19 protein-coding genes are annotated in these 24,907 nt (G+C 42.4%); 15 read left to right on the top strand and 4 right to left on the bottom strand.

Annotated features, from left to right (window positions below; translation table 11 throughout):
- Window positions 1-482: 482 nt before the first annotated feature.
- The 5 genes from rlmN (at window position 483) to N6B01_RS00875 (ending at window position 6,217) form a co-directional block, all read left to right on the top strand.
- Complete coding sequence (gene rlmN, locus N6B01_RS00895) at window positions 483-1,700, top strand: dual-specificity RNA methyltransferase RlmN (protein WP_410007217.1); 1,218 nt, start codon at window positions 483-485, stop codon at window positions 1,698-1,700.
- A 210-nt stretch (window positions 1,701-1,910) separates the two neighbouring features.
- Entirely contained in the window at window positions 1,911-3,410 is a 1,500-nt protein-coding gene (rpoN, locus tag N6B01_RS00890) for an RNA polymerase factor sigma-54 (RefSeq protein ID WP_262079476.1), read from the top strand.
- Between the two features lie 151 nt (window positions 3,411-3,561).
- Window positions 3,562-4,149 (top strand): ribosome hibernation-promoting factor, HPF/YfiA family, encoded by a 588-nt coding sequence (gene hpf, locus N6B01_RS00885; RefSeq protein ID WP_182418473.1) that lies wholly within the window; start codon window positions 3,562-3,564, stop codon window positions 4,147-4,149.
- Window positions 4,150-4,217: 68 nt separating this feature from the next.
- Window positions 4,218-4,679: a PTS IIA-like nitrogen regulatory protein PtsN gene (gene ptsN, locus N6B01_RS00880; protein ID WP_182419577.1), complete on the top strand. Its 462-nt coding sequence runs from the start codon at window positions 4,218-4,220 to the stop codon at window positions 4,677-4,679.
- A gap of 611 nt (window positions 4,680-5,290) precedes the next feature.
- Window positions 5,291-6,217 (top strand): LysR family transcriptional regulator, encoded by a 927-nt coding sequence (locus N6B01_RS00875; RefSeq protein WP_182418471.1) that lies wholly within the window; start codon window positions 5,291-5,293, stop codon window positions 6,215-6,217.
- 156 nt (window positions 6,218-6,373) lie between these two features.
- Here the strand turns inward: N6B01_RS00875 and argE are convergent, their stop codons facing one another.
- The 4 genes from argE to N6B01_RS00855 form a co-directional block, all read right to left on the bottom strand.
- Window positions 6,374-7,522, bottom strand: coding sequence for an acetylornithine deacetylase (argE, locus tag N6B01_RS00870; RefSeq protein WP_262079475.1), 1,149 nt, complete (start codon window positions 7,520-7,522; stop codon window positions 6,374-6,376).
- Window positions 7,515-8,189 carry a DUF1028 domain-containing protein gene (locus N6B01_RS00865; protein ID WP_262079474.1) on the bottom strand — a complete coding sequence of 225 codons (675 nt, stop codon included), beginning with the start codon at window positions 8,187-8,189 and terminating at the stop codon, window positions 7,515-7,517. Before N6B01_RS00865 ends, argE begins: the two co-directional genes overlap by 8 nt.
- A 9-nt stretch (window positions 8,190-8,198) precedes the next feature.
- Window positions 8,199-8,621 (bottom strand): RidA family protein, encoded by a 423-nt coding sequence (locus N6B01_RS00860; protein WP_182418468.1) that lies wholly within the window; start codon window positions 8,619-8,621, stop codon window positions 8,199-8,201.
- Window positions 8,622-8,702: 81 nt separating this feature from the next.
- Complete coding sequence (locus N6B01_RS00855; RefSeq protein WP_262079473.1) at window positions 8,703-9,971, bottom strand: flavin-containing monooxygenase; 1,269 nt, start codon at window positions 9,969-9,971, stop codon at window positions 8,703-8,705.
- Window positions 9,972-10,331: 360 nt separating this feature from the next.
- Here N6B01_RS00855 and N6B01_RS00850 point away from each other — a divergent pair, with 360 nt between their 5' ends.
- The 10 genes from N6B01_RS00850 (at window position 10,332) to addA (ending at window position 24,665) form a co-directional block, all read left to right on the top strand.
- Window positions 10,332-11,054: an ABC transporter permease gene (locus N6B01_RS00850; RefSeq protein ID WP_182418466.1), complete on the top strand. Its 723-nt coding sequence runs from the start codon at window positions 10,332-10,334 to the stop codon at window positions 11,052-11,054.
- Window positions 11,051-11,767, top strand: a complete 717-nt coding sequence (locus N6B01_RS00845; RefSeq protein WP_262079472.1) for an ABC transporter permease — start codon at window positions 11,051-11,053, stop codon at window positions 11,765-11,767. The genes N6B01_RS00850 and N6B01_RS00845 overlap by 4 nt, the downstream gene beginning before the upstream one ends.
- Window positions 11,764-12,582 (top strand): ABC transporter ATP-binding protein, encoded by an 819-nt coding sequence (locus tag N6B01_RS00840; protein ID WP_315973318.1) that lies wholly within the window; start codon window positions 11,764-11,766, stop codon window positions 12,580-12,582. The genes N6B01_RS00845 and N6B01_RS00840 overlap by 4 nt, the downstream gene beginning before the upstream one ends.
- Window positions 12,583-12,693: 111 nt before the next feature.
- Complete coding sequence (locus N6B01_RS00835; protein WP_262079471.1) at window positions 12,694-13,542, top strand: transporter substrate-binding domain-containing protein; 849 nt, start codon at window positions 12,694-12,696, stop codon at window positions 13,540-13,542.
- Between the two features lie 20 nt (window positions 13,543-13,562).
- A complete protein-coding gene (locus tag N6B01_RS00830; RefSeq protein ID WP_262079470.1) occupies window positions 13,563-14,408 on the top strand; it encodes a transporter substrate-binding domain-containing protein in 846 nt (281 codons plus the stop codon).
- 102 nt (window positions 14,409-14,510) lie between these two features.
- Entirely contained in the window at window positions 14,511-15,932 is a 1,422-nt protein-coding gene (locus tag N6B01_RS00825; protein WP_262079469.1) for a M20 family metallopeptidase, read from the top strand.
- A gap of 215 nt (window positions 15,933-16,147) precedes the next feature.
- Window positions 16,148-17,161 carry a class I SAM-dependent methyltransferase gene (locus tag N6B01_RS00820; protein ID WP_262079468.1) on the top strand — a complete coding sequence of 338 codons (1,014 nt, stop codon included), beginning with the start codon at window positions 16,148-16,150 and terminating at the stop codon, window positions 17,159-17,161.
- A gap of 86 nt (window positions 17,162-17,247) precedes the next feature.
- A complete protein-coding gene (locus N6B01_RS00815) occupies window positions 17,248-17,970 on the top strand; it encodes a nucleotidyltransferase family protein (RefSeq protein WP_315973317.1) in 723 nt (240 codons plus the stop codon).
- A gap of 95 nt (window positions 17,971-18,065) precedes the next feature.
- The gene (gene addB / locus N6B01_RS00810; protein WP_262079467.1) at window positions 18,066-21,164 is read left to right on the top strand and encodes a double-strand break repair protein AddB; all 3,099 of its coding nucleotides are present in this window, start codon (window positions 18,066-18,068) and stop codon (window positions 21,162-21,164) included.
- A gap of 3 nt (window positions 21,165-21,167) precedes the next feature.
- On the top strand, window positions 21,168-24,665 hold the full coding sequence (gene addA / locus N6B01_RS00805; RefSeq protein ID WP_262079466.1) for a double-strand break repair helicase AddA: 3,498 nt from the start codon (window positions 21,168-21,170) through the stop codon (window positions 24,663-24,665).
- Window positions 24,666-24,907: the final 242 nt, after the last annotated feature.

The following is a 24,907-nucleotide window of genomic DNA, read 5'->3' as shown; positions in this document are numbered from 1 at the left end:
TGATGGCTCACTAAACGGGATAAAACATTAAACATTAGCTATTCTTTTGATTTAATGGTTTATTTTGAATTTATAAGCCTATTAAACTCATAAACCCATGTGCCTTCACATGGGTTTTTCACTTTAAGACATCTTGCAATTTACAAAATAGATGGCCAACATCTTAGTTATAAGTTCCATATTGCATGTTAATAAAACTGGCTCATTTATCACTATTATAAAAAACGTGACCTTTTAGAATTTTTATGATATAAGCCTCCTTTAATGAGATATAGATTTTCATCAATGGAATAGAGATATTTGCACTTATTTGCCTTAACTTGACTAATGATGCTTAAAATGAGCAATCACAAGGGTGGCCTATCTGGATAATATGGATTAAACATTTCAATTTAAAAATTGAAAACTCCTTACGTCTTTGTGCAATGAATAAGTGCCATAATGAAACCAACCATAAAGCCTTTAGATAATCGAGCCTATTAATGAGCATTTCTTATGATTTAGCCCCTGTTGGTGCATGTCACAAAGCACCCCCACTTGTTGGCATGAGTGAAGCCCTGCCAGCCCTTATTGGCATGAGCCGCGAAGAAATGGCCGAGGCGCTTGAAAAAATCGGTGTTCCTGCACGTCAAACACGTATGCGCGTTGGGCAATTATGGCATTGGCTTTATGTACGTGGTGTTTCGTCTTTTGATGATATGTTTAATATTTCTAAAGAATTGCGGCAAAAGCTTGCACAAAACTTTACAATTGCACGCCCAGAAATTGTAACCGAGCAAATTTCAAGCGATGGTACACGCAAGTGGTTATTGCGTTTCCCACCGCGCGGTGCGGGGCGGCCAGTCGAGATCGAAACCGTTTATATACCTGAAGAAGGGCGCGGTACGCTTTGTATTTCAAGTCAAGTTGGCTGCACCCTTACTTGCTCATTTTGTCACACTGGCACACAGCGCATGGTGCGTAATTTAACCTCGGAAGAAATTTTGGCGCAATTATTGGTTGCCCGTGACAAGCTTGGTGATTTTCCAGATAAGGATACGCCTGATGGCGCGATTGTACCTGAAGAAGGGCGTAAAATTTCCAACATCGTCATGATGGGTATGGGTGAGCCGCTTTATAATTTTGAAAGCGTCAAAAAAGCTTTACTGATTGCATCCGATGGCGAAGGAATTTCTCTATCTAAACGCCGTATAACCCTATCAACGTCGGGTGTTGTGCCAGAAATTTATCGCACCGGTGATGAAATTGGCGTAATGCTTGCTATATCGCTCCATGCAGTGCGCGATGATTTGCGTGACTTGCTTGTGCCAATCAATAAAAAATATCCACTAGAGCAATTAATGGAAGCCTGTCGTAATTATCCCGGCCTTTCCAATGCACGGCGTATTACCTTTGAATATGTGATGCTCAAAGATGTTAATGACGGCGTTGAGGATGCAAAGCGCTTAGTTAAATTATTGCAAGGCATCCCAGCAAAGATTAATCTTATTCCATTCAATCCATGGCCTGGCACCAATTATCAATGTTCAGATTGGGAACAGATCGAACTTTTTGCCGATATTGTTAATCGTGCCGGTTATGCATCACCTATCCGCACGCCTCGTGGCCGTGATATTCTTGCTGCCTGCGGTCAATTAAAATCAGCATCTGAGCGCATGCGTAAAGCAGACCGCGAAAAGCTTGCTGCAGCCAATGCATAAAAGCTGTTTTTAAATTGCGATTATCAAAGCCCTGAATAAAGTTCAGGGCTTTTTTATTTACAATAATGGCAAAAGACCTTGGGAAAGCCAAAAAATAAACAACAAATCAAGAAAAGAATAAAAAAAGCTTTATGAAAAGACCTTTTTAGGTTTTAAAAGACTTGGATTATTAAAAACTGATCAATATTTTGCAGCGAAGGGAGGAGGTAAATGGCTTTATCAGCAGAATTACATTTGCGGCACTCCCAACAGCTAGTGATGACGTCGCAATTGGTGCAGTCAATTAAATTATTGGCTATGACTGGTATTGAGCTTGAACGTTTTATTAACGAGGAAATTGAACGCAACCCATTGCTTGATCTTGTCAATAAAAATGATAATGATATTAAAGATACTCGCCCAAATAGCGATGAAACACCAAGCCTCACCACTGAGGAATTGCAAAAATCGGCCTTTAGTCAAAGTGAAAATATCGCCACCGATAGTGCAGTGCTTAACGATAATATCTATGATAGCGCTCCAAGAATCGAAGATCCAAAACAGCCCGATATAAGGGCAGATTTTCGCTTAAAAGATAGTGCTAACGGTAATATTGACGATTTTGCACAATTTATCAACGCACCGATTAGCCTTCGCGCCCATATTGATGAACAAATTCTTTATAGTTTTCATGATTCGGTTGATCGCTTTATTGCCCGTGATCTTGCCGATCAGATTGACGAATCAGGTTATTTCATTGGAGATCTAGAAGAAACCGCCTTGCGGCTTAATCAATCAATTGCTAGGATAGAAAATATCTTAAATCGCCTGCAAGGATTTGATCCTATTGGTATTTTTGCGAAGGATTTAGCCGGCTGTCTTGCCCTACAACTTAAAGACAAAAATCGCTATGATCCAGCAATGGCAAAGCTTCTTACCCATTTAGAAGATCTTGCCAAACGAGATTTTGTTAAATTAAAGCGGATTTGCGGGGTTGATGAAGAAGACTTAATAGACATGCTTGGAGAAATTCGCGCGCTTGATCCAAAACCGGGGCTTGCCTTTAGCTCAAGCCCCACTGATATCATAGTGCCGGATGTCTTTATTACGCATAGTGGCGATGATTTTCGAGTTGAACTTAACCCACATCTATTACCCAAAATTTTAATCAATGAAAATTACAGCAATATTGTTTGCCGTGACAAAACCGATCAAGAGTTTTTAAGCAATGCATTACAAAGCGCCAATTGGTTGTTAAAAGCATTAGACCAGCGTGCGAATACGCTTTTGCTAGTGGTAAGCGAGATCGTGCGCCAACAACAGGGCTTCCTGCGCCACGGCATTAGTCATTTAAAGCCATTAAGCATGACTGCTTTAGCTGAAAAAATTGGTATTCATGAATCAACCATCAGCCGAGTTACTACCAATAAATATGTTGCAACACCACGCGGCACGCTTGATTTGCGCTTTTTCTTCACCACGGCGATTGCCGCCGCAGATGGCAGTGAGGCGCATTCATCAGAATCTGTGCGCCACCGCATCAGGCAATTAATCCAAGACGAGCCGGCCAATGCTATATTATCCGATGATAATTTGGTTGATTTGCTAAAAAAAGAGGGCATGGATATTGCACGGCGAACCGTTGCCAAATACCGCGAAGCAATGAATATTCCATCTTCTGTTGCACGTCGGCGTGAGAAAAAAGCACGAATTTTGTCCACAAAAGCCTAAATTCGACGATTGACATTTGCATAATTTGTGACTAGAACCCCGCAAAACTGGTGCTCAAATCAAGTTGTTTGTGGAAGATGCGGATAGTATTTGCGCTATTCATCGGTTAGGGCTACATTGGTCTTGTAACAAATAATAAACGAGGTTCACAATGTCGCTACGCATCTCAGGACAGCATATGGATATCGGTGATGCTTTCCGCACCCGAATTGAAGAGCGCATCAATGATGCAATCTCTAAATATTTTGCTGATGGCACTACAGGGCATATAACTGTAACAAAGTCAGGGGCAAAATATTCTGCCGATTGCGTATTACATTTAAGCACTGGTGCGGTATTGCAAACCACCGGTGACGCAATGGATCCGCAAGGCGCATTTGACGCCGCTGCTGAACGCATTGAAAAGCGCCTACGCCGTTATAAGCGCCGCATCAAGTCACACAAGAACGAGTCTACCAGTCAGGCTTTTGCTGATGTTGCTTATCGGGTTATGGAACCTGTCCCTGATGAAGAGGACGATTTTCCAGAAGATTATGCACCAACAATTGTTGCTGAAACATCCATGGCGCTGCGCCTATTATCGGTTGCAGATGCCGTTATTGAACTTGATTTGATGGATAATCCGGTCCTTGTTTTCCGCAATGCGGGAAGTGAAAAAGTTAATATTGTTTATCGCCGTGCCGATGGCAATATTGGTTGGATTGATCCATCAAATGTAAAACATACTGGAAGTAATTAAATTTAGCCCTATATGGTGCAAATTATACTTTAACCAGTAGCTATGCTGACTGAAGGGAAGCAAATATGATGGGTTTAAGTGATCTGATAGCGCCGGAAGCTATTATTCCGGCGTTAAAAGCGAGTTCTAAGAAACAGCTTTTACAGATTATGGCCGAAAGAGCTGCAGAATTAACCGGTTTACCGGAGCGCGATATATTCGACACAATTTTGCAACGTGAAAAACTTGGTTCAACAGCTGTGGGTAATGGTATTGCTATTCCCCATGGTAAATTGCCAGACATTGATAAAATTGTCGGTGTTTTTGCTCGATTGCAAAATCCGGTCGATTTTGAAGCGCTTGACGATCAACCTGTTGATCTCGTTTTTCTTCTTCTTGCTCCAGAAGGTTCTGGTGCGGATCACTTGAAAGCACTATCACGGATTGCACGCCTATTACGCGATTGCGACATGGTCAATAAATTGCGCAATAGCCACGATTCGCAAGCCCTTTATTCGCTTTTAACTGATCACGCTGTGACAGCCGCATAGTATTTTAAAAAACTTATGGAAAAGCCCGCTTTATGCGGGCTTTTTATTGTTTAAATATCAATACAAATTTATAAAAATTAGACCATAATGAAAAACCCACACTGCTATGAAATATACATAACAATAGGGTTTCATATAATTCCATCAACGCGGCTTAATAATACTGACAAAAGGCTTATTTTATAAGGTATGTTATGGTACTTGAAAGGCATATATCTAATCGATGGATACAAGCAGGGATAGTTATTAGTCAAAACAAAGATGCGATGGTTTTATGCCCCAAATGTCAAAAGCAAAATTTAAAAGTTTGGGATGTAAAAAGCAATTTTAATTCAAATGATATAGAACGCCATATGGTTTGCGAAAATTGCCAAGCTTATAATGCATTGCGTATAAAAAAATAATACCACTGATATTACAGCCAAAGACCAACCGACCTAAGTGATAAAGCTGCGCAAAAGCCAGTAGAATATTCATAATCAAAAATCATTTACTTTTAAGGACTCGACATAATCATAATGACGGCTTAACATTTTTAATTGCGGGCGCTGATATTTATCAAGCGATGTCATTGCAAGAAAAATGCAAAATAACAACTTATTGGGGGGATAATGCGTTATACATTACGTCAAATTCAATATTTTATTGCAACTGCAGAAACTGGAAGCATCACCCTTGCAGCAGAGCGGGTTCATATATCGCAGCCTTCTATTTCTGCCGCTATTGCCAATTTAGAAGAAGAATTAAAAGTTCAGCTTTTTATTCGCCGCCATGCCCAAGGCCTAGCGCTTACCCCAGCCGGCAAAACCCTATTAATACAGGCAAAATTATTGCTAGAGCAGGCAGAAAGTCTTTATGTTGTTGCCTCTGAAACAGCCAATGGCGCACGCGGACAACTCACACTAGGTTGTATGGTAACCCTTGCCTCAATGGTAATGACCGAACTTACCTATAGTTTTACATCGCAATATGATGAAGTCATTATAAATAATGTTGTTAGCGATCATCATGGTCTTCTCCAGAAGCTACAAAATGGCGAAATTGACGTAGCACTCAGTTATGACCTTTTAATTCCTGACGGCTTTGAATTTATTGAACTGGCAGAATTACCGCCTTATGTCGTAATGGGTGAAACCCACCCATTAGCAACTGCAAAATCTTTACAATTGTCTGACCTAGTACGCGAGCCATTATTACTGCTCGATTTACCCGTAAGTACTGAATATTTTTTATCATTGTTCTTTAATCAAGGTCTTAACCCCAATATTGCCATGCGCTCTCCCCACCAAGACGTATTACGAACAACGGCTGCCAATGGTTATGGTTATACTCTTGCCAATGTGCGTCCACGCTCTCATATTTCCATGGACGGACGCAAACTCATTCATATTCCACTTGAAAAAGGCTTAAAACCAATGAATATCGGTCTTATTGCGTTGGCTGGCACAAAAAAAACACGGCTCGTACAATTATTTTATGATCATTGTTATAAAATGATTTCTAATGAAGTTATCCCCGGAATGGATGCGCCTTATTAACTTCAATCCTAAAATTTTAATTTAACGCAATGCCACCTTACTGGAAAAAGCCAAGCTGCTAAAAAATTTGTTTTATATCACCCACTTCCATAATCTTAGCAGCAAGGCATAAATGTTTGATTGCTACATTATTGGGAAAAATACGAGCATAAAAACCTAAGCTTTCAGCCATTGATGCAATTTGGTAAGCATGGTTTGACATTTTTCTAATTGTTCAATAGCAATAAATTCATCTGGCTTATGCCCCTGCTCCATATTACCGGGGCCGCAAACCAATGTGGTAATGCCAGCATCTTGAAATAATCCACCCTCTGTTCCAAATGCCACAGTAGAAAAATCCTTGCTGTCACTCCATTTTGCCAAGTTTTGTGCAAAAGGCAATTTTACATCGGTTAAAAGCCCAGGATAGCGGCTTAATTGACTAAATTCAATATGTGTTGCCTGATGGACTGCCTGCATTTCTGGCAATAAAATATCCGATGCGTAATTTGCAATTTCAGTTAATGCAATATCTGGCTTACTATTTGGCAAATGACGAATTTCAAAATCAAATTCACATAATTGTGGTACAATATTAAGTGCGCTGCCACCACGGATTACCCCCACCTGCATCGTGCTAAAAGGTGGATCAAAATTTTTGTCTTGCGTTGCTTTTAAGCCATCAGCAACCGAAATAATTTTACTCATCATTTTAGCTGCATATTCAATCGCATTCACCCCTTGTGGCGCATAAGCAGAATGGCAAGCATGTCCATGGATTTGGCAACGCATAGCAACCTTACCCTTATGCCCATAAATCGCTTGCATTTGAGTTGGTTCACCGATGATACAAAAATCTGGCTTATCATCCATTAACTTTAACTGATCAATAAGATGACCAACACCAAGACACCCAACTTCTTCATCATAAGAAAAAGCAAAATGCAGGGGCATTTTCAGATCTGCGCTTAAAAACAATGGTAATGACGCTAACACACAGGCAATAAAACCTTTCATGTCGGTGGTGCCGCGCCCATAATAGCGGCCATCCTGCTCGGTCAATTCAAACGGCGGAAATGTCCATGCTTGCCCATCAACTGGCACGACATCCGTATGCCCCGACAATATGATACCGCCTTTTGTTTGTGCCGGTAGACAGGCATAAAGATTAGCCTTTTTGCCACTCGCATCATGAATAAGCTTTGGCTCTAAACCATAAGATTGTAATAATTCCTTGATGTAATGAATAAGATCAAGATTGGATTTATAGCTGGTTGTATCAAAAGCAACAAGCTGCGCCAATATCGCCTTAACATTTTCATTCATCCCCCGGAACTCCATAACTTGGTGCTTGCCTTGGATCAAGCGCACGAACCATATAGGCATCCATTTGAGGTGCATAATCTAGCCAAAGTTTTTGAAGCGCGCTAATTGGCGCATCATCATGCCAATCCACTCTTAAATCCACCATCGGCCAAGCTTGCTCACCAACAACTTTAACGGCTGCAGAATGCACGGGACCAGCCTCTCCCCCTGCAATTATCGCTGCTTGCAAGGCCTTTATCAAACGTCCAGCCAGTAACCCATCGCTGTTTTCAAATGCTTGCACCATGGCATCAATAACTGCAGTATTTGCCAACATATTGCCAGCACCGATACAATTATTGCCACTCACCACATGATAAATACCCAAGGTTTGCTTACCGCTAAAAGACGCGGTTTGCCCTTCGGCATCAATCATTGCAACTTGACGATAATCGGCAAAAGGATCTTCGGCTAAGGCTTTTTGCAAAGCAATATCAACGGTGTCGCCATTTTTTAAAAAGACAAGACCGCGCGGTCCCAAAGAAGGCAGAGTGATATTTTGGCTGGAAACCGCGCCAATTTCCGCTTGAAGCCAAGGACAGCGTGCGCCAACTGCAATGCTTGAAGAGCTCAAAGCAATGCCAAGCTGACCCGTTTGTGCGCAGCGTGCTGTAATTGAAAAAGTCATGATCGCTCCTTAACTAGCACTTTCATCAGGAATAACGGCAATTACGTCAATTTCCACCAACCATTGGGGTTGCGCAAGACCAGAAACAACAAGACCCGTTGAAATGGGAAACACACCTTTAAGCCATTTACCAACTTCTTGATAAACAGGCTCCCGATAACGAGGATCAATAATATAGGTTGTTGTTTTAACAATATGCGATAAATCACTACCTGCTTCTTCTAGCAATTGTTTGATATTTTTCATTGCTTGCTCGGCTTGAGCGCGTGGATCACCCAAGCCTATAAGATTGCCATCAAAATCAGTCCCAACTTGCCCACGCACATAAACAGTATTGCCGGCACGAACTGCTTGACATAAATCATTATCCAAGTTTTGATTTGGGTAAGTTTCCTTAGTATTAAACATACGAATACGGGTGTGAGTTGGCATTTAATGCTCCTAACAAATTGGAAAATAACATTTAAAGATTTTTATTTTTGCAAAAATGCTTTATTGCTATGGTTAAAAGCATTAAGCTCGTTGGCTCTTATCCCTATATTGCGTATATTTTTTTCGGTTAGCAATATGATCGGCAACAAATTTGGCGTCATGCCAAACACCCCAGATAAAAGATGATCCGCGCCGTGATAACCATGGTAGACCAAGGAAATAAATGCCTTCGTAATTAGAAACACCACGTTGATGTTTAGGGCGTTGTTGTCCTTGAAATTCGTCAATCTCTACCCAGCTATAATCAATTCCATAGCCCGTTGCCCAGATAATTGAGGTAATACCTGCCTCTTTGAGATTTAGCGATAAGATAGGTTCATCCATCTCTGGGGGATTGGGCAAAAATTGCCTTGCTTGCGGCTCTTGGGGTAAATCAAGTCCATTGGCTTTGATATAAGCATCGGCAGCATCAAGCAAAGCCAAATAGCTTTCATCACCAAGGCGGATATTTTCATTAAGATTATCCGCAAAAAACACTTCACCATCAGCAAAGGATTTCGTTAAGCCAACCAAAGTAATCCCTTGATGGGCAAGATTACGAAAATCTACCGTATGACCGCCGCGCGCGCCACTTACTGCAATGGTTACATGTTCTTTACCCGGCGCATTAGCAGGGGCATCCCAAAGCCCTAAAACGCCAAGCCACCAGCAAAAATCACGGTTACGATAGGAACGCGGTGGGCGATCATGGGCGCCAATTGAAAGATATACTTTTTTGCCCGCTCTTTGCAATTCATCGGCAATTTGCACACCAGATGAGCCAGCGCCAACTACCAATACCGCACCTTCAGGTAATTGTTGCGGATTATAATAGTCGGCAGAGTGAATTTGATAAAGATCAGAGCCAAGTGGGGCAATAGCTGGAATAATTGGCTTTTGAAAAGGCCCGGTTGCGATAACAATATTTTTCGCTTCAATAACGCCATTGGTAGTCTGTACAGTATAACCATAGCGTCCCTCATTGGGCATGACACGGGTGACTTCAACACCTGTTTCAATTGGTGCGTTAATTTGGCTGGCATAATCTTCCATATATTGGGCAATATCATCCTTGGGGATAAAAGCATCGGGATCGCCACCCTTAAATTCCATATCAGGAAAACTATCATGCCAAGCAGGACCATTGGCAACCAATGAATCCCAGCGTCCGGTGCGCCAAGCTTCGGCAATGCGATTTTTTTCAAGTACGATATGCTCAATATGATTATTGCTTAAATGTTCACTTGCTGCAATTCCTGCCTGTCCTCCACCAATGACAAGCGTATCAATAACCCGCTTTTGTTCAGCCATGAGTTCCTCTCCTATTATTGCTATAACTAGAGAGGTTATAAATTTGCATTCAAAAGGTAAAATATAATAAACCTAGGACGAAGCTAGAAAATACTGAGGTTAGAAATTAGTTTTTCACTGGTTCTTATTGCTGATGAAACAAATAGCATGTTCATTTTTCCGCCAAGCTATACGCCATGAGACCCCGCTACAACTGCAAGGGTCTGCATTGATTAAGTGAAACACATTCTAAATATGATGATTTGTTGAAAAACCTGTCATAACAGGGCGAAATATGAGGAACAAATTTGCTTTTTTCATTTGTTAATGACAAAGTGCGTAACTAAAATTTCATATTGTTGTCAAATTTCGGATTAGTATATGGACGCTGCCAGTTTTATAAATATTATCGGCTTTGGCCCTGAAGGCTGGGGCAAAGTGCTATTATTAGGTGCTTTGTTAACTATTGCTCTTGCCATTTGTGGTTTTTTTCTTGGTGCAGTGATCGGAATTTTGGCAGCTTGGGCAAAATTGTCAGGTGGTCGCATTTTGCGTATCATCGCCGAAACCTATACAACCGTTATTCGTGGTATCCCCGATCTTCTAGTGATCTACCTATTTTATTTTGGCGGCAGCAGTGCTGTCACCGCTATTGGGCGTTATTTTGGATCGGAGGGTTTTATAGGTTTTCCGGGATTTTTAGCCGGCGTCCTTGCTATTGCCATTTGTTCAGGCGCACTTCATACTGAAGTCTTTCGAGGCGCGTATAAAGCAATTCCATCAGGTGAAATTGAAGCCGCAACCGCAAGTGGAATGAGCCTTTGGATTAAATTTCGCCGAATTATTGCCCCTTTGGCTTTTCGCTATGCGCTACCAGGTTTTGGCAATGTTTGGCAGGTTGCCCTTAAAGAATCAGCCTTGGTCTCTATTGTTGGTATTATCGATTTGATGCAACAAGCTAAATTTGGTGCGGGCAATACGGGCTTACACTTCCAGTTTTATATAATAGCTGCTGCCATTTATCTTTTAATTTCGACAGTTTCGGGCAGTGCATTGCAAATATCTGAACGCATTTTTTCCCGTGGCATGAGGCGTTCACGATGAGCGATAATTTTTACATCGATTCTTTTTTTCAAATCCTATCGGGCGCACCACTCACCTTGCAACTGGCGGCATGGTCAGTATTTTTAGGCATGTTTTTTGCTTTATTGCTAGCAGGTATGCGTCTATCAGGCCTATGGTTTCTTGACTGGACCGCACGGTTTTATATTTTCATTTTCCGCGGGACACCTTTTCTTGTACAAATTTTCATTATTTATTATGGATTAAGTCAATTTCCCACAATCCGATATTCGTTTTTATGGCCAATTTTACGTGAACCTTATTGGTGCGCAATTATAGCTCTTATGCTCAACCATGCAGCTTACGGCTCTGAAATTATTCGCGGAGGTCTACGCTCTGTGTCAGAAAACCAAGTTGAAGCAGCTTATGCCTGTGGCATGTCACGATTTACCTGCTTTAGACGGGTGGTTTTACCCTTAGCAATAAGGCAGGCACTTCCTGCTTATGGCAATGAAATTATTCTCATGGTCAAAACAACCTCACTAGCATCTGCAATTACCTTGCTTGAAATTACTGGTATTGCAGGTAAAATCATTGCAGAAACTTATCGCGCGGTTGATGTTTTCATCATTGCTGGCGCAATATATCTTGCAATAAACTTTATTCTAACACGGTGTATCGCAATGATCGAATACCGTCTAAATGCTCATCAACGACCACCGGTCGAAATAGAATTGAAAGTATTAAATTCATGACCATTGCCGATAATATGAATACAAATGACGCCAATACAATGCCGGCATTGGAAGTGCGTGAACTTCGCAAAACATTTGGCAATCATGAAGTATTAAAAGGCATTTCATTTAAAGCGATGGAAGGCGATGTCATTTCTATTTTAGGCTCATCAGGTTCAGGCAAATCAACGCTGTTGCGCTGCATTAATTTTCTTGAAACCCCTTCTGCCGGTGAAATAATTGTTGCTGGTGAACCAATTAAAATGAAGCATCCGGGCAAGAAAAATTATGGGCCTGCAAGCCGTAAACAGGTCGAGCATATTCGCTCTGAGCTTGGCATGGTATTTCAAAGTTTCAACCTATGGAGCCACCGCACTATTTTAGAAAATGTGATTGAGGCACCAATTTATGTTCAAAAGCGTGATCGCAAGGACTGTATAGCCGAAGCAGAAGCCCTGCTTGAAAAAGTTGGCATTGCCGACAAGCGCAATAATTACCCTTCGCACTTATCGGGCGGGCAACAACAGCGCGCAGCTATTGCCCGTGCACTTGCTATGCGCCCCAAAGTCATGTTGTTTGATGAGCCAACATCCGCCCTTGACCCAGAACTTGTTGGTGAAGTGTTGCGCGTGATGCGTAGCCTTGCCGAAGAAGGCCGCACCATGTTGGTGGTTACCCACGAAATGGGTTTTGCCCGTGATGTTTCAAATCGTGTTTTATTTTTAGAAAAAGGTCATATCGAAGAAGACGGACATCCAGCAGACGTTTTTAAAAATTCGAAATCGGAACGTTTTCGCCAATTTATTAACCATGAGCATCAGCGTAACTATGACTAAATCACTTTCACTTCAAGCAGTGAGGCGCTCTAAATTCTTTGTTTTATCGCATTTTTCAATCTAAAAGCTAATTGAGCTTTTACTCAAAAATGTTTTAGAAAGGCATATTTTATGAAAATAAAAACCGCATTACTCGCAATTGTTGCAGCCATTTCTTTTAATGGGTCACTTGCACAGGCACAAGAAAAGCCAATTACATCTATCCGTATTGGCACTGAAGGCGCATTTCGTCCTTTCAATTTTACCAAGCCAGATGGCAGCCTAGATGGCTATGAAATTGACCTTGGCAATGCCTTATGTGAAAAAATGAAGGTGGAGTGCACCTTTGTCATTCAACCCTTTGACAGTATGATACCCGCGCTTAATGCAGGAAAATTTGATGTCATCATGTCCGGTCTTACCAATACAGCAAAACGGCGTGAAACCATTGATTTTTCACAATCTTATAGCTTAACTCCACAGGTTTTTGCAACCCTTAAGGGCAGTCCTTTAGATCCTTTGCCCCATCAAGGCGAAACTTTGCAATTGGCAAGCGATAAAGAAAATGCCGAAAAAGCCATAGAAGACATCAAGGTCGCCGTTAAAGGCCGTGTTATCGGCGTACAAACCGCGTCGTTAGGCCTTTCCTTACTTGATGCCTATTACAAGGATAGCAGCGAAATTCGTGAATATAAAACGACACAACAGCATGATCTTGACCTTAAAGCTGGCCGCGTTGATATCATCGTTGCTTCATTAGGCTATTTTAACGACCTTAAGACCAAGCCTGGTTATGAAGATTTAGTACTTGTTGGACCATATTATAAAGGTGGACTTCTTGGGCAAGGTGCTGGTGTTGGCATGCGCAAAAATTCGCCACAACTACAAGCAATGTTTAATAAAGCAATTGATGAAGCTAAAGCTGATGGCACAATCAAACGCTTATCAGAAAAATGGTTTGGTTTTGATGTAACGCCATAAGTTACAAATAGGGGAACACAATGAAACAAATAATTATAATAATTTCGAGTTTATTTTTGAGCATGGTGAGCATAATTGCCCATGCTCAAAACAAACCCATTACCGAAGTAAAAATCGGCACAGAAGCATCCTTCTATCCCTATAATTTTACTAAGCCTGACGGCACATTAGATGGCTTTGAAATTGAACTTGCGCGTTATCTTTGTGAAAAAATGCAAGTTAAATGCTCTTATGTTGTGCAACCATTTGATAGCATCATTCCCGCTCTTAATGCTGGAAAATTTGATGTCATCATGTCTGGCCTCACCAACACACCGAAAAGAGCGGAAGTTGTTGATTTTACCGCTTCTTACATGGCTGGTCCACAAGTATTTGCAACCATGAAGAATAGCCCACTTGCAAAGCTACCCCATGATGGCGAAAACCTATCCCTAGATGGTGATAAAGCTACTATTGATCAAACCATGAATGATGTAAAAGCTGCGCTAAAAGGGCATGTTATTGGTGTGCAGACAGCATCACTAGCCCAGTCTTTAGCCGCTGCTTATTTCAAAGATGTTGCAACCATCCGCGAATATAAATTGACCGAGCAACATGATCTTGATTTACGCTCAGGCCGGGTTGATGCCCTTATTGCGGCACAAAGCTATTTTCGTGTTTTACAAAAAAAGCCTGGTTTTGAAGATTTAATCATGGTTGGACCTTTTTATAAGGGTGGGATTTTGGGTGAAGGCGCAGGCATCGGACTTCGGAAGAACTCGCCAGAGCTTCAGGCAATGTTTAATCAAGCCATTGCACAAGCCATTAAAGAAGGCGTTGTGAAAGAATTAGGCATTAAATGGTTTGGTGTTGATGTAACCCCTTAAGATCAACCTTGAAACAACTACCTCAACTTAAATTATAGTGTTCTAAGCCCACTATACGGCTTTTATAAAAAGGCTTTAGGGCAAGGAATTTAGGAGTATAGAATGAGCAAGAATTCTCTTGATGTATGGGATATTGTTGAATCTAAAGAAGAAGCTTTTTTTGGGCTTAGTGACACGGTCTGGGATCATCCAGAATTGAATTTTAATGAGTTTGTTGCCTGTGACGCTCATGAAGCAATGCTCCACGCTGAGGGCTTTAAAGTTAAGCGCGGCGTTGCAGGATTACCAACCGCCGTTACAGGTGAAGCTGGCGAAGATGGACCTGTTATCGCAATCCTTGGCGAATATGATGCTTTGCCGGATCTTGGGCAGGTTGCTGGCCTTGCTGAAGAAAAGCGGGCAGATAATGGTACCAACGGCCATGGCTGTGGCCATAATCTTCTTGGCTCTGGCTCGATATTAGCGGCAGCAGCAGTCAAGGACTGGTTACAAAAAAATGGCGTAAAAGGGCGTATTCGCTATTATGGTTGCCCCGCTGAAGAAGGTGGCTCGGGCAAAGGTTTCATGGTGCGTGAGGGTCTTTTTGACGATGTTGACGTTGCTATTTGCTGGCACCCAGGGCCATTTGCCGGTTTAACCGATCCCATCTCGCTTGCTTGTATGGAAATTATCTTTTCTTTCAAAGGCCGCTCGGCTCATGCGGCGGCCTCCCCTCACCTTGGCCGTTCAGCGCTTGACGCAGTTGAATTGATGAATGTTGGCGTTAATTATATGCGCGAGCATATGCCATCATCTGCACGTATTCATTATGCAGTTACCAATACCGGCGGCGTTGCACCTAATGTGGTGCAGGCCTATGCTAGCGTGCGCTATTTAATTCGCGCCTTAACCTTGCCAGAAGTTTATGAATTGGTTGAGCGGGTAATTAAAATTGCACAAGGTGCCGCCCTTATGACCGAAACTGAAATGTCGCAAGAAATTGCCAGTGGTGAAGCCAATCTTATTGGCAATACACCGCTTGAAGCTATTATGCAACGAGAATTGGAGCGTCTTGGACCACCTATTTTTGACGAGCAAGATCGTGCAACAGCCAAAGAATTTCAAAAAACATTTAGCGCGCAAGATATTGAAGAATCATTCCAACGCTATGGCGTGCCCTATAAAGCCGACCAAAGTCTTTGTGAAGAAATTTTCAAGCCTTATGCAGGTGAAAGAGGCTTTATTGGCTCAACCGATGTTGGCAGCGTTAGTTGGGTTGTACCAACGGTTCAAATGCGCGGTGCAACTTGCGCTATTGGTACACAATTGCACTCATGGCAAATGACCGCACAAGGAAAATTACCCGTTGCCCATAAAGGCATGGCCCATGCCGCAAAAGCAATGGCGGCGACAGCTTTAGAAATTTTCCGTAATCCTGAGCAAATTGCTGATATGAAAGCCGACCTTAAAAAGCGTCTTAATGGCCACGAATTTGTTAATCCTATGCCAGATTACGTCAAACCAGCTTTGCCAAAAAATGAATAAGCAATTATGTGAAAAGCTCCTTTAAACAAAGGTCGTTTAAGGGAGCTTATCCTTTCAACAAGCAATTAATTGCAATAAAGCAAGACGTTACGCTCTATTTAGCGCTTTAAGCTTTCTTTATCGTTGTTTTAGCCTTATAGATGCAACACAAAAAGCTAATAATCGACCAAGTCATTGGTAAAGCGTCATTAACACATCAAAAAGGTTAATTTACAATGGTACAAAGCAGCAATCTATTACCCTTTTTACCATTTGAAAATGACGCCCTTCACTTAGAACCAAACACATCCTATATTAGTTTTGGTTTTGACCAGTGCCCACCAACAGAATGGCAGAGCCATTTAGATAATATTCAAACATGGCGTCCAAGCTATTTAAGATTAAAGCATAGCGGTTTTAACTGCCAAAGCGAGCTGCTAGATGGCAAAATTTATGATGGCGGCTTTTTAATGCTGTCCAAGCATAAGGGGCGCAACCAACAGTATTTTTTACAATTGCTTCAAGTCGTTAAGCCGCAAGGTAAAATCATCATTTGCGGCGACAAAAATCTTGGCGTGCAATCAATGCGCAAATGGGTTAGCCAATTATATGATATTGAGGGAAATCTAGCCAAATATCATGGTCAATGTTTTTGGTTTACCCGTCCCGATACGCTATCATTGGACAAGATCGAAACAACCCATATACAATCCATTACTTTTAACGACCAATTTATGACAATGCCTGGTATGTTTTCCCATGGGCGCATTGACCCTGGCTCACAATTGCTAATAAACACCATAGAAAATGATGTCAAAGGTGATGTGGCTGATTTTGGCGCAGGTTGGGGTTTCATTGCTGCTAAATTATTGGAAAAATTTCCAAAGATTTCACAGCTTGATTTATTTGAAGCTGATTTGGATGCTTTGGAGGCTGCCAAAGGCAATATTGTTGCACAAGCTGAATCACGCAATGTCAATTATTATTGGTATGACTTATTAACTGAAAAGCCTGAAATTTCTTATGATTGGATTATTAGTAATCCGCCATTTCATGAAGGACGGGCTAGCGATAGTAGCATTGGGCAGAATTTTATTGCACGCGCCTTTGATGCGTTAAAGCCTAAAGGGCAGTTAATGCTGGTTGCCAATAAACAATTACCTTATGAAAAATTGCTCAGTGAAAAATTTAGCGTTGTTGAAAAGCGCCTTGAGCAACAAGGGTTTAAAATAATCTATGCAAAAAAATAAAATGAAATAGCACTTTAATAAAATTGAAAATTCACACCAAAAATTTTCATTAGATATATGCGCTTAAAAATTTACCGGAACGTGTCATGAAAATTGAAACAGCAATGATATTGGCAGCGGGGCTTGGCACACGTATGCGGCCATTGACGCTTACTACACCAAAACCCTTGGTGGAAATATACGGCAAACCGATGCTATTGCGAAATTTGCAGATATTGCAAAATGCTGGCATTAAAAAAGTCGTTGTCAATATTCATTATCTTGGCGAGAAAATTGCTGATTATATCGCACAGCAAAAATTTGATGATATGGACATCATTATTTCCGATGAACGCGAACAATTGCTAGATTCAGCTGGGGGCATTATCAAAGCATTGCCATTACTAGGCGATGAACCATTTTTTGTGCTGAACTCGGATTCATTTTGGGTTGATTATAACCAATCAAATCTTTTGCGGCTAGCCGATTTTTTTGATAGTGACAAAATGGATATGGCGATGTTGGTTGTGCCACGCCTTACCGCGCCAGGGAATGAGCGAGGCGATTTTTTAATCGATGATGATGGTAGACTTAGCCGCGCGCCTGCTTTTGTTGATAATTCGGTTATTTATCCCGGTTGCTTTATTCTTAATCCGCAAATATTGGATAGAGGTAATCTTGAACCCCATTCATTAAATCATTATTTTGATAAGGCAATTGCCAATCATCGGCTTTATGGACTAGCACTTCTTGGCGATTGGTATACGGCTGGGACGATGGATATGATTGATGTGGTTGAAAATTTGATGAAGAGCCGGCATCAAGATTAAATGTCACCATTATACCATAGGCAATAGTTTGCTTGTTTTGCATGGATATTCATGCAAAAAAAATGCATTATTTTATAAAGTTTAAAGGTGAAGATATGCGAAAGCCGAGGCTTTTTTCGATTGCGTCTGGTGTGCCATTTCTTCCAACCTTGGTTGATGCCTTGACCAATGGTACTTTGCTTGACGGCCATAAAATTGATGATCCGCTAAGCCTTGCCAATGTTACCATTTATGTGCCAACGCGCCGTGCTGGTCGTGCGCTTCGTGCAGCTTTTGTCGAAAAAAATAAAACTACAGCCAGTTTTTTGCCCATCATCCGCCCATTGGGTGATGTTGATGATGATGGACCTTTATCGCTTTTATCAGGCGAAGAAATATTGGAAAAAGCGCCGCCTATTTCTACCATTGAACGGCAATTATTATTAGCGCGGCTTATTCGTCCATGGCGTGAAAATCTACCCCAGCATTTACGCCAATTATTCGGCCGTGAAGATATTACCATTCCAGCCAATACTGCTGATGCCATCTGGTTTGCTGGGGATCTTGCTAAATTGATGGATCAAGTGGAAACTGATGAAGCAGATTGGGCAGGCCTTAAAGATATTTGTCCCGACCTTGTTGCCGAATGGTGGCAAGTAACGCTTGATTTTTTACGCATTGTCACCGCAAGCTGGCCTGAAATTTTGAAAGAACGCGGTCAGTCCAATCCTGCTTGGTGGCGTAATCAAATGATCCGCGAACATGCTTCAAGCCTTAAAAATAATCCACCAAAAGGCCCGGTTATAGCGGCAGGGTCAACGGGCTCTATTCCAGCCGCGGCAGAGCTTTTAAAAGTCATTGCCCATTTGCCTAATGGTGCGGTGGTTTTACCGGGGCTTGATCGCGACCTTGATGACAAAAGTTGGAATTCTTTAAGTGATACCATTTCCGATCCATCAATCTTTGGTAATCCACAATATGGTTTGCATTTACTTTTGCAAAAAATTGGCGCATTGCGTGACAGCGTTGAGCATATTGGTGATATAAGCCCCGACAAACGCGCAAGGGAATTTATTGTTGCGCAAGCCTTTCGCCCTGCTGCGACCACCGACCAGTGGTCAAAACTCAACTTAAAATTGGTTGAAGAAGCTTTTGCTAATTTCTCACTTGTTGAAACCGCAAGCGAGCGTGAAGAAGCGGTTACCATTGCCGTTGCTTTGCGTGATGCCATCCATGAGCCCGATAAAACTGCGGCCTTTGTAACTGGCGACAGAAATCTTGCCCGCCGTGTTGCGGCAGAATTAAAACGCTTTGGCATTTATGCTGATGATTCTGGCGGCAAGCCATTAAGTGAAACGGAACCTGCCGCGCTCATTCGTTTATTGTTGGATTGTGTTTTTTCTCCCGGTGATCCGGTGGCATTTTTGTCATTGTTGAAGCATCCATTAACGCGGCTAGGTAAACCACGCCATCAATTACGCCGCTTAGTTGAGCGTTTTGAGCTTTTTGCCCTGCGTGGCGGCACCGGACGCATATCTTTAGCCAATTGCCCTGCTTTTATTGCCGAACGCTTGCTTAAAATGACCGAGCTTGATAGCCATAATTTTGATCGGATTGATCCCTTATTAATTGAAGAAGCGCAAAGCTTTGCTGGTCTTTTGATGGAAGCTGCAAAACCACTTGCTGATTTTGCCAAGATGGAAGGTGAAGTCACCATCTTACAAGCAGTGGAAGCAACCATTGCCAGTTTTGAAAATTTCGGCCGTGACGAAGATGGTACGATTGAAAAACTATATGATCGCGAACCTGGGCAGGGTCTTATCAGTTTTATGCAAGAATTGGTGGCTGACCGCTCGGGTCTTACATTTCAAGCAGCAGAGTGGCCAGAAGTTTTTGCGGCAATTGGTGCAACAATCAGTGTGCGTATGTTACAAGGTGGCCACCCACGGCTTTATATTTGGGGTGCGTTAGAATCGCGCTTGCAAAATGTCGATACAATGGTGATTGGTGGCCTTAATGAAGGTGTGTGGCCGGGTTCTACCCGTAATGACCCTTTCATGTCGCGGCCGATGAAAGCCACTATTGCACTTGATCCGCCAGAGCGCAGCACTGGTATTGCCGCCCATGATTTTCAAATGATCCTTGGTAGCGAGCGGGTAATTATGACCCGTTCAGTCAAATTGGATAATGCACCATCTGTGCCATCACGCTGGTTGCAGCGGCTTGAAACGGTGATAGGCCAAGCCGATATGATTAAACTGCGCGAGCGCGGTGCCAAATATCTTTATTGGGCAAGAAAGCTTGATGAAGCCGATGACGTGCCGTTTATTGAGCGTCCTAATCCAAAACCTTTATTAAAATTACGGCCCAAGCATTTTTCAGTGACTGAAGTGGAAACGCTGCGCCGCGATCCTTATGCGATTTATGCCAAGAAAATTTTACGGCTAAAACCCCTTGATCCGCTTATTCGCGACCCATCGGTCGCAGAACGCGGTACGCTTTATCACGCCATTGTTGCAAGTTTTAGCGAACATGTACCAGTGCTTGATAGTGAATTAATGATCAATATGCTGAGTGATATTGCCCGCGAAGAATTTGATAAAATGCAATTACCGCTTGATGTTGAAGCGATTTGGTGGCCGCGTTTTCGTATGTTAATGCCGCAGCTTATTGCGTTTGAACAAAATTTATCACCGCGCAAGCGCTTACCGGAAATTAAAGCGCGTGCGGTTGAGATTAATGGAAGCGGCATTAGCCTTTCAGGACGCGCCGACCGTATTGATATGCTAGATGATGGCGGCGCAGAAATCTTAGATTTTAAAACAGGCTCCACTCCGTCAATCAAACAAGCCGCAACCCTTATGGCACCGCAATTAGCCCTTGAAGGGGCTTTATTGCGGCGCGGTGCTTTTAGTGAATGTGAAAAAGACAGCGCACCAACTGATCTTATTTATGTGCGCTTAACCGGCAAAGGCGAAGTGGAAGCGCAAACTATTTTAAAAGATGGTGATAAAACAGCCATGGAACTATCTGAGCTTGCATGGCAGCGATTGCATCAATTGGTCTCGCTCTATTTGGATGAAAACCAAGGCTATTTATCGCGGGCTATGCCACCATTGGTTAATTATGTTGGTGACTATGATCATCTTGCCCGCATTTGGGAATGGTCTGCAAGCGGCGATAGCAGCGTAGACACCGATGATTTGGGGAGTTAAGCCATGAAAGCAACAAGTAAAATTTCCGGCAAAATCCCCACCAAAGCCTTGGAAGCCCAAGCGCAATCATCTGATCCCAATACCAGTGTTTGGGTGTCGGCCAATGCTGGGTCGGGTAAAACCCATGTTTTGACCGAGCGTGTCATTCGTATCTTGCTTACTGGAACACCGCCATCGCGCATATTATGTCTTACTTATACTAAGGCGGCGGCGGCGGTAATGCAAACGCGTATATTTTCGCGCCTATCGCAGTGGACGCGCATTAGCGACGAGGAACTTGGCGAAGCACTACAAAAATTAGAGCATAAAAAGCCAGATACATTGCGCATCACTGCCGCACGCAAATTATTTGCCCATGCGCTTGAAACACCAGGCGGCTTAAAAATACAAACCATTCACGCTTTTTGTGAAGCACTTTTGCATCAATTTCCCGTTGAAGCCAATATTGCTGGTCATTTTGAAATGATTGATGATATGCGCCAAATCGCCCTTATTGGCGAAGCAAAGCGCCTTATCCTTGAAACTGCCTATAAGCGTGATGATGAAGCATTAAGCCAAGCTTTTGATCTTATTCTATCAACGGTAGGTGAGTTTGGGCTAGATCGTTTATTAAATGAAGCTATATATAAACGCCAATCCTTAAGCGAACCACTTTTACGCTGGCGCGAACAAGGAATTGAGTTTTTTCGTCAAATTTTTGGAGTTAAAGCCAGCGATAATCTTGAAAATTTAAGCTATGCTTTAAAACAAGCAGCTCTTTATTCGCCCGACCGCATTGCTTTGTTTTTAAGTGCTGGCGGTAGCAATATGGAAAAATTTTGTGATCGCATCGAGGCTTTGGCCACAGAGGCCAATTGGCGAAATTTCAAAGATCTCGCTCATGATATTTATTTTACTGGCCAAGGTAAGGCTCGCAGCCCAAAAACCATTTTTACTAAAGCCGTCCAAGCCGTCGCACCTGACGCGATAGATGAATTTGGCGAAAAGCATGATCATGTTTTGCAACTGATCGATGCCATTTGCGCGGTTGATCTGGTGGGGCTTAATCAAGCGGCCTATGTGCTAGTGGACGCATTAAACAGCCTATATAACCGCCTTAAAAAACGCCGTGGCTTTTTGGATTTTGATGACCTTATCCATAAAACCGTAGCAATGCTTAAACGCAAAGGCGCAGGCGAATGGGTACAATATAAGCTTGACCGTGGTATTGACCATATTCTGGTTGATGAAGCGCAAGATACGAGTCCCGCACAATGGCAAATTATTCGGCTATTATCAGAAGAGTTTTTTTCTGGGACAACTGCCCGCAATGAACGGCGCACCTTGTTTGCGGTGGGTGATGAGAAGCAATCCATCTATTCATTCCAAGGGGCAATACCTGAGGACTTTGCCCAAAATGGCCGTGCAGTTGAAAAGCGCGCCCTTGCTGCCAAGCTTGGTTTTAAAAAATTGCGGCTCGATTTTTCTTTCCGCTCCACTGCGGATGTTTTAAACGCGGTTGATCATGTTTTTGAGCATCCACAAAATTATCAAGGCTTAAGTGCTGAAAATGAAAAGACCATTCATGAGCCAGTGCGAAAAGATGAACCGGGCGAGGTTGATGTTTGGGAAGCCTTAACGCCTGATGAGGTAAGTGAGCCGGAAGATTGGCGCGAGCCGGTCGATCAATTGGCGGCTCCCGCTATTAAATTAGCGCGGCAAATGGCTTTAACCATCAAGCATTGGCTTGATAATGGCGAGGTGATTGCTGGCAAAAATCGCTTGATTACACCGCGTGATATTATGGTCTTAGTGCGTAAACGCGACCAATTTGTTCATGCCCTTTCACGTGAACTTAAAAACCTGCATATCGCCGTTGCAGGGGCTGATCGTTTGCGCCTTGCTGATCATATTGCCGTTCGTGATCTTGTTGCCTTGGGGCGGTTCGTTTTACAACCCTATGATGATTTATCATTGGCGGCAGTGTTAAAAAGTCCAATTTTTGGATTGAATGAAAATGATCTTTTAAAAATTGCAGCAGAACGCAGTGACCTACTCTATCGCGCATTAGAACAGCAAGCGGGTAATGACCCCAAATATCAACGTGCCTATGATTTATTGGAAGAATTGCGCGGCCTTGCTGACATTACTCCAGTTTATGAATTTTATAGCCGCATTTTAAGTGAGCATCATGGGCGGCGTGATATTTTAGCCCGTCTTGGCAATGAAGCCAGTGATGTGCTGGATGCATTTATGGATTATACGCTTGCGGTGCAAAAAACCGGACTTCCCGGCTTACAAGCATTTTTGGAAACCTTAGCTGAGGCACAGCCCGAAATTAAGCGTGAGATGGACCAAAGCCGCAATGAAGTACGTATTATGACGGTACATGCGGCCAAGGGTTTAGAAGCGGCTGTGGTTTTCCTTGTTGATTCTGGCAGCCGTATTTGGAACAGCCAGCACGAGCCAAAATTGATCGAGGTGGATAGCACAGCCAAAGGGCAAACAATCGAGACGGTTTTATTATGGCAGCCATCAAGTGATTATAAAACCGCTTTAATTGGCGAAGCAATTGACGGACTTAAACAACGGGCGGCGGAAGAATATCGCCGTTTGCTTTATGTTGGCATGACAAGAGCTGAAGACCGCCTGATTGTTTGTGGCTATAAAAGTAACCGCCCAACCACAGGCACATGGCTTGATCTTGTAAAAGATGCTTTGCAAAATGAAATGGTAGAAATATCCTCGCCCGTTGACGGGATAACCGCCTATCGCTATCAAATAACGCCGCCGCAGCTTGGCATGTATAATAAAGAAAAAGTGGTGGAGGAAGTTATGCAGCATTTTGATATGCCCAATTATCTTTTGCAACGCGCACCAGCAGAACAAGGCTTGCCGCGCCCATTGTCACCATCAAAAGCCAGTATTTTGATTGAAGATGCTCCCAATATCGACCCTCATGGCATGAGCATTTCACCAATCTTTCAAAAAACTGAGCAAAGCCAAGTACCAACGAGCTTAGAGCGTGGAACACTTATCCATACATTATTGCAATATTTACCTGATGTTGCAGAGGATAAAAGGCGCGCACTCACGCAAAATTATCTTGCTAAACAAGCAGGCCATTTTGACGAAAAGTCACGGCAACAAATGCAAAAAATGATTTTCGATGTGTTGGATAATCCCCAGTTCAGGCAGCTTTTTTCACAGCAAAGCCAAGCAGAAGTTGCCTTAATGGGGGTTGTTGATGTGCGCGGTAAACAACGTCCTGTATCGGGCCAGATTGACCGTTTAGTGGTTGATGACGCTCATGTTCTTTTTGCTGACTTTAAAACTGGCCAAGTACCAGAAAGCATGAATGAAGTGCCAGATGGATATATTTTACAAATGGCGCTTTATCGTAAATTACTCGGTGAAATTTATCCCAATAAGCAGTTTAAGGGCTTGCTGATCTATACCAATGGCCCTGTTGTTTTTGAAATGAATGAAACGCAAATGCGCAATATGGTTGAAAGCTTGTAACCAACAAAAATTTAAAGTGGTTTTATAAAGCTAAAAGAAGGCACACTTTGCCGTGTCTTATTCTATCTATTAGATCTATTGCAAATCATCTGCAGTTTAGAAACGATAAAAACTATACATGCTTTAGTTTTTTTCTAATTTCCTTATTTTCCAACTGAAATATATTAAAACCAATCGCAATTATAAGCGAACAATAAAAATGAGGCGGAACAATGAAATATTTTGCAGCTTAGCAAAACTAT

This window comes from Bartonella sp. HY406 (genome assembly GCF_025449315.1).
GTDB lineage: Bacteria > Pseudomonadota > Alphaproteobacteria > Rhizobiales > Rhizobiaceae > HY038.
This window is presented reverse-complemented; position numbering and strand designations above follow the sequence as displayed.

Coding starts and splice junctions, on each gene's coding strand:
- rlmN (WP_410007217.1), top strand. CDS start 483: ATGAGCATTTCTTATGATTTAGCCCCTGTTGGTGCATGTCACAAAGCA.
- N6B01_RS00860 (WP_182418468.1), bottom strand. CDS start 8,621: ATGCCAACTCACACCCGTATTCGTATGTTTAATACTAAGGAAACTTAC.
- N6B01_RS00865 (WP_262079474.1), bottom strand. CDS start 8,189: ATGACTTTTTCAATTACAGCACGCTGCGCACAAACGGGTCAGCTTGGC.
- N6B01_RS00815 (WP_315973317.1), top strand. CDS start 17,248: ATGAAAATTGAAACAGCAATGATATTGGCAGCGGGGCTTGGCACACGT.
- rpoN (WP_262079476.1), top strand. CDS start 1,911: ATGGCTTTATCAGCAGAATTACATTTGCGGCACTCCCAACAGCTAGTG.
- addA (WP_262079466.1), top strand. CDS start 21,168: ATGAAAGCAACAAGTAAAATTTCCGGCAAAATCCCCACCAAAGCCTTG.
- hpf (WP_182418473.1), top strand. CDS start 3,562: ATGTCGCTACGCATCTCAGGACAGCATATGGATATCGGTGATGCTTTC.
- N6B01_RS00820 (WP_262079468.1), top strand. CDS start 16,148: ATGGTACAAAGCAGCAATCTATTACCCTTTTTACCATTTGAAAATGAC.
- N6B01_RS00850 (WP_182418466.1), top strand. CDS start 10,332: ATGGACGCTGCCAGTTTTATAAATATTATCGGCTTTGGCCCTGAAGGC.
- argE (WP_262079475.1), bottom strand. CDS start 7,522: ATGAATGAAAATGTTAAGGCGATATTGGCGCAGCTTGTTGCTTTTGAT.
- N6B01_RS00875 (WP_182418471.1), top strand. CDS start 5,291: ATGCGTTATACATTACGTCAAATTCAATATTTTATTGCAACTGCAGAA.
- N6B01_RS00830 (WP_262079470.1), top strand. CDS start 13,563: ATGAAACAAATAATTATAATAATTTCGAGTTTATTTTTGAGCATGGTG.
- N6B01_RS00845 (WP_262079472.1), top strand. CDS start 11,051: ATGAGCGATAATTTTTACATCGATTCTTTTTTTCAAATCCTATCGGGC.
- N6B01_RS00835 (WP_262079471.1), top strand. CDS start 12,694: ATGAAAATAAAAACCGCATTACTCGCAATTGTTGCAGCCATTTCTTTT.
- N6B01_RS00840 (WP_315973318.1), top strand. CDS start 11,764: ATGACCATTGCCGATAATATGAATACAAATGACGCCAATACAATGCCG.
- ptsN (WP_182419577.1), top strand. CDS start 4,218: ATGGGTTTAAGTGATCTGATAGCGCCGGAAGCTATTATTCCGGCGTTA.
- N6B01_RS00855 (WP_262079473.1), bottom strand. CDS start 9,971: ATGGCTGAACAAAAGCGGGTTATTGATACGCTTGTCATTGGTGGAGGA.
- N6B01_RS00825 (WP_262079469.1), top strand. CDS start 14,511: ATGAGCAAGAATTCTCTTGATGTATGGGATATTGTTGAATCTAAAGAA.
- addB (WP_262079467.1), top strand. CDS start 18,066: ATGCGAAAGCCGAGGCTTTTTTCGATTGCGTCTGGTGTGCCATTTCTT.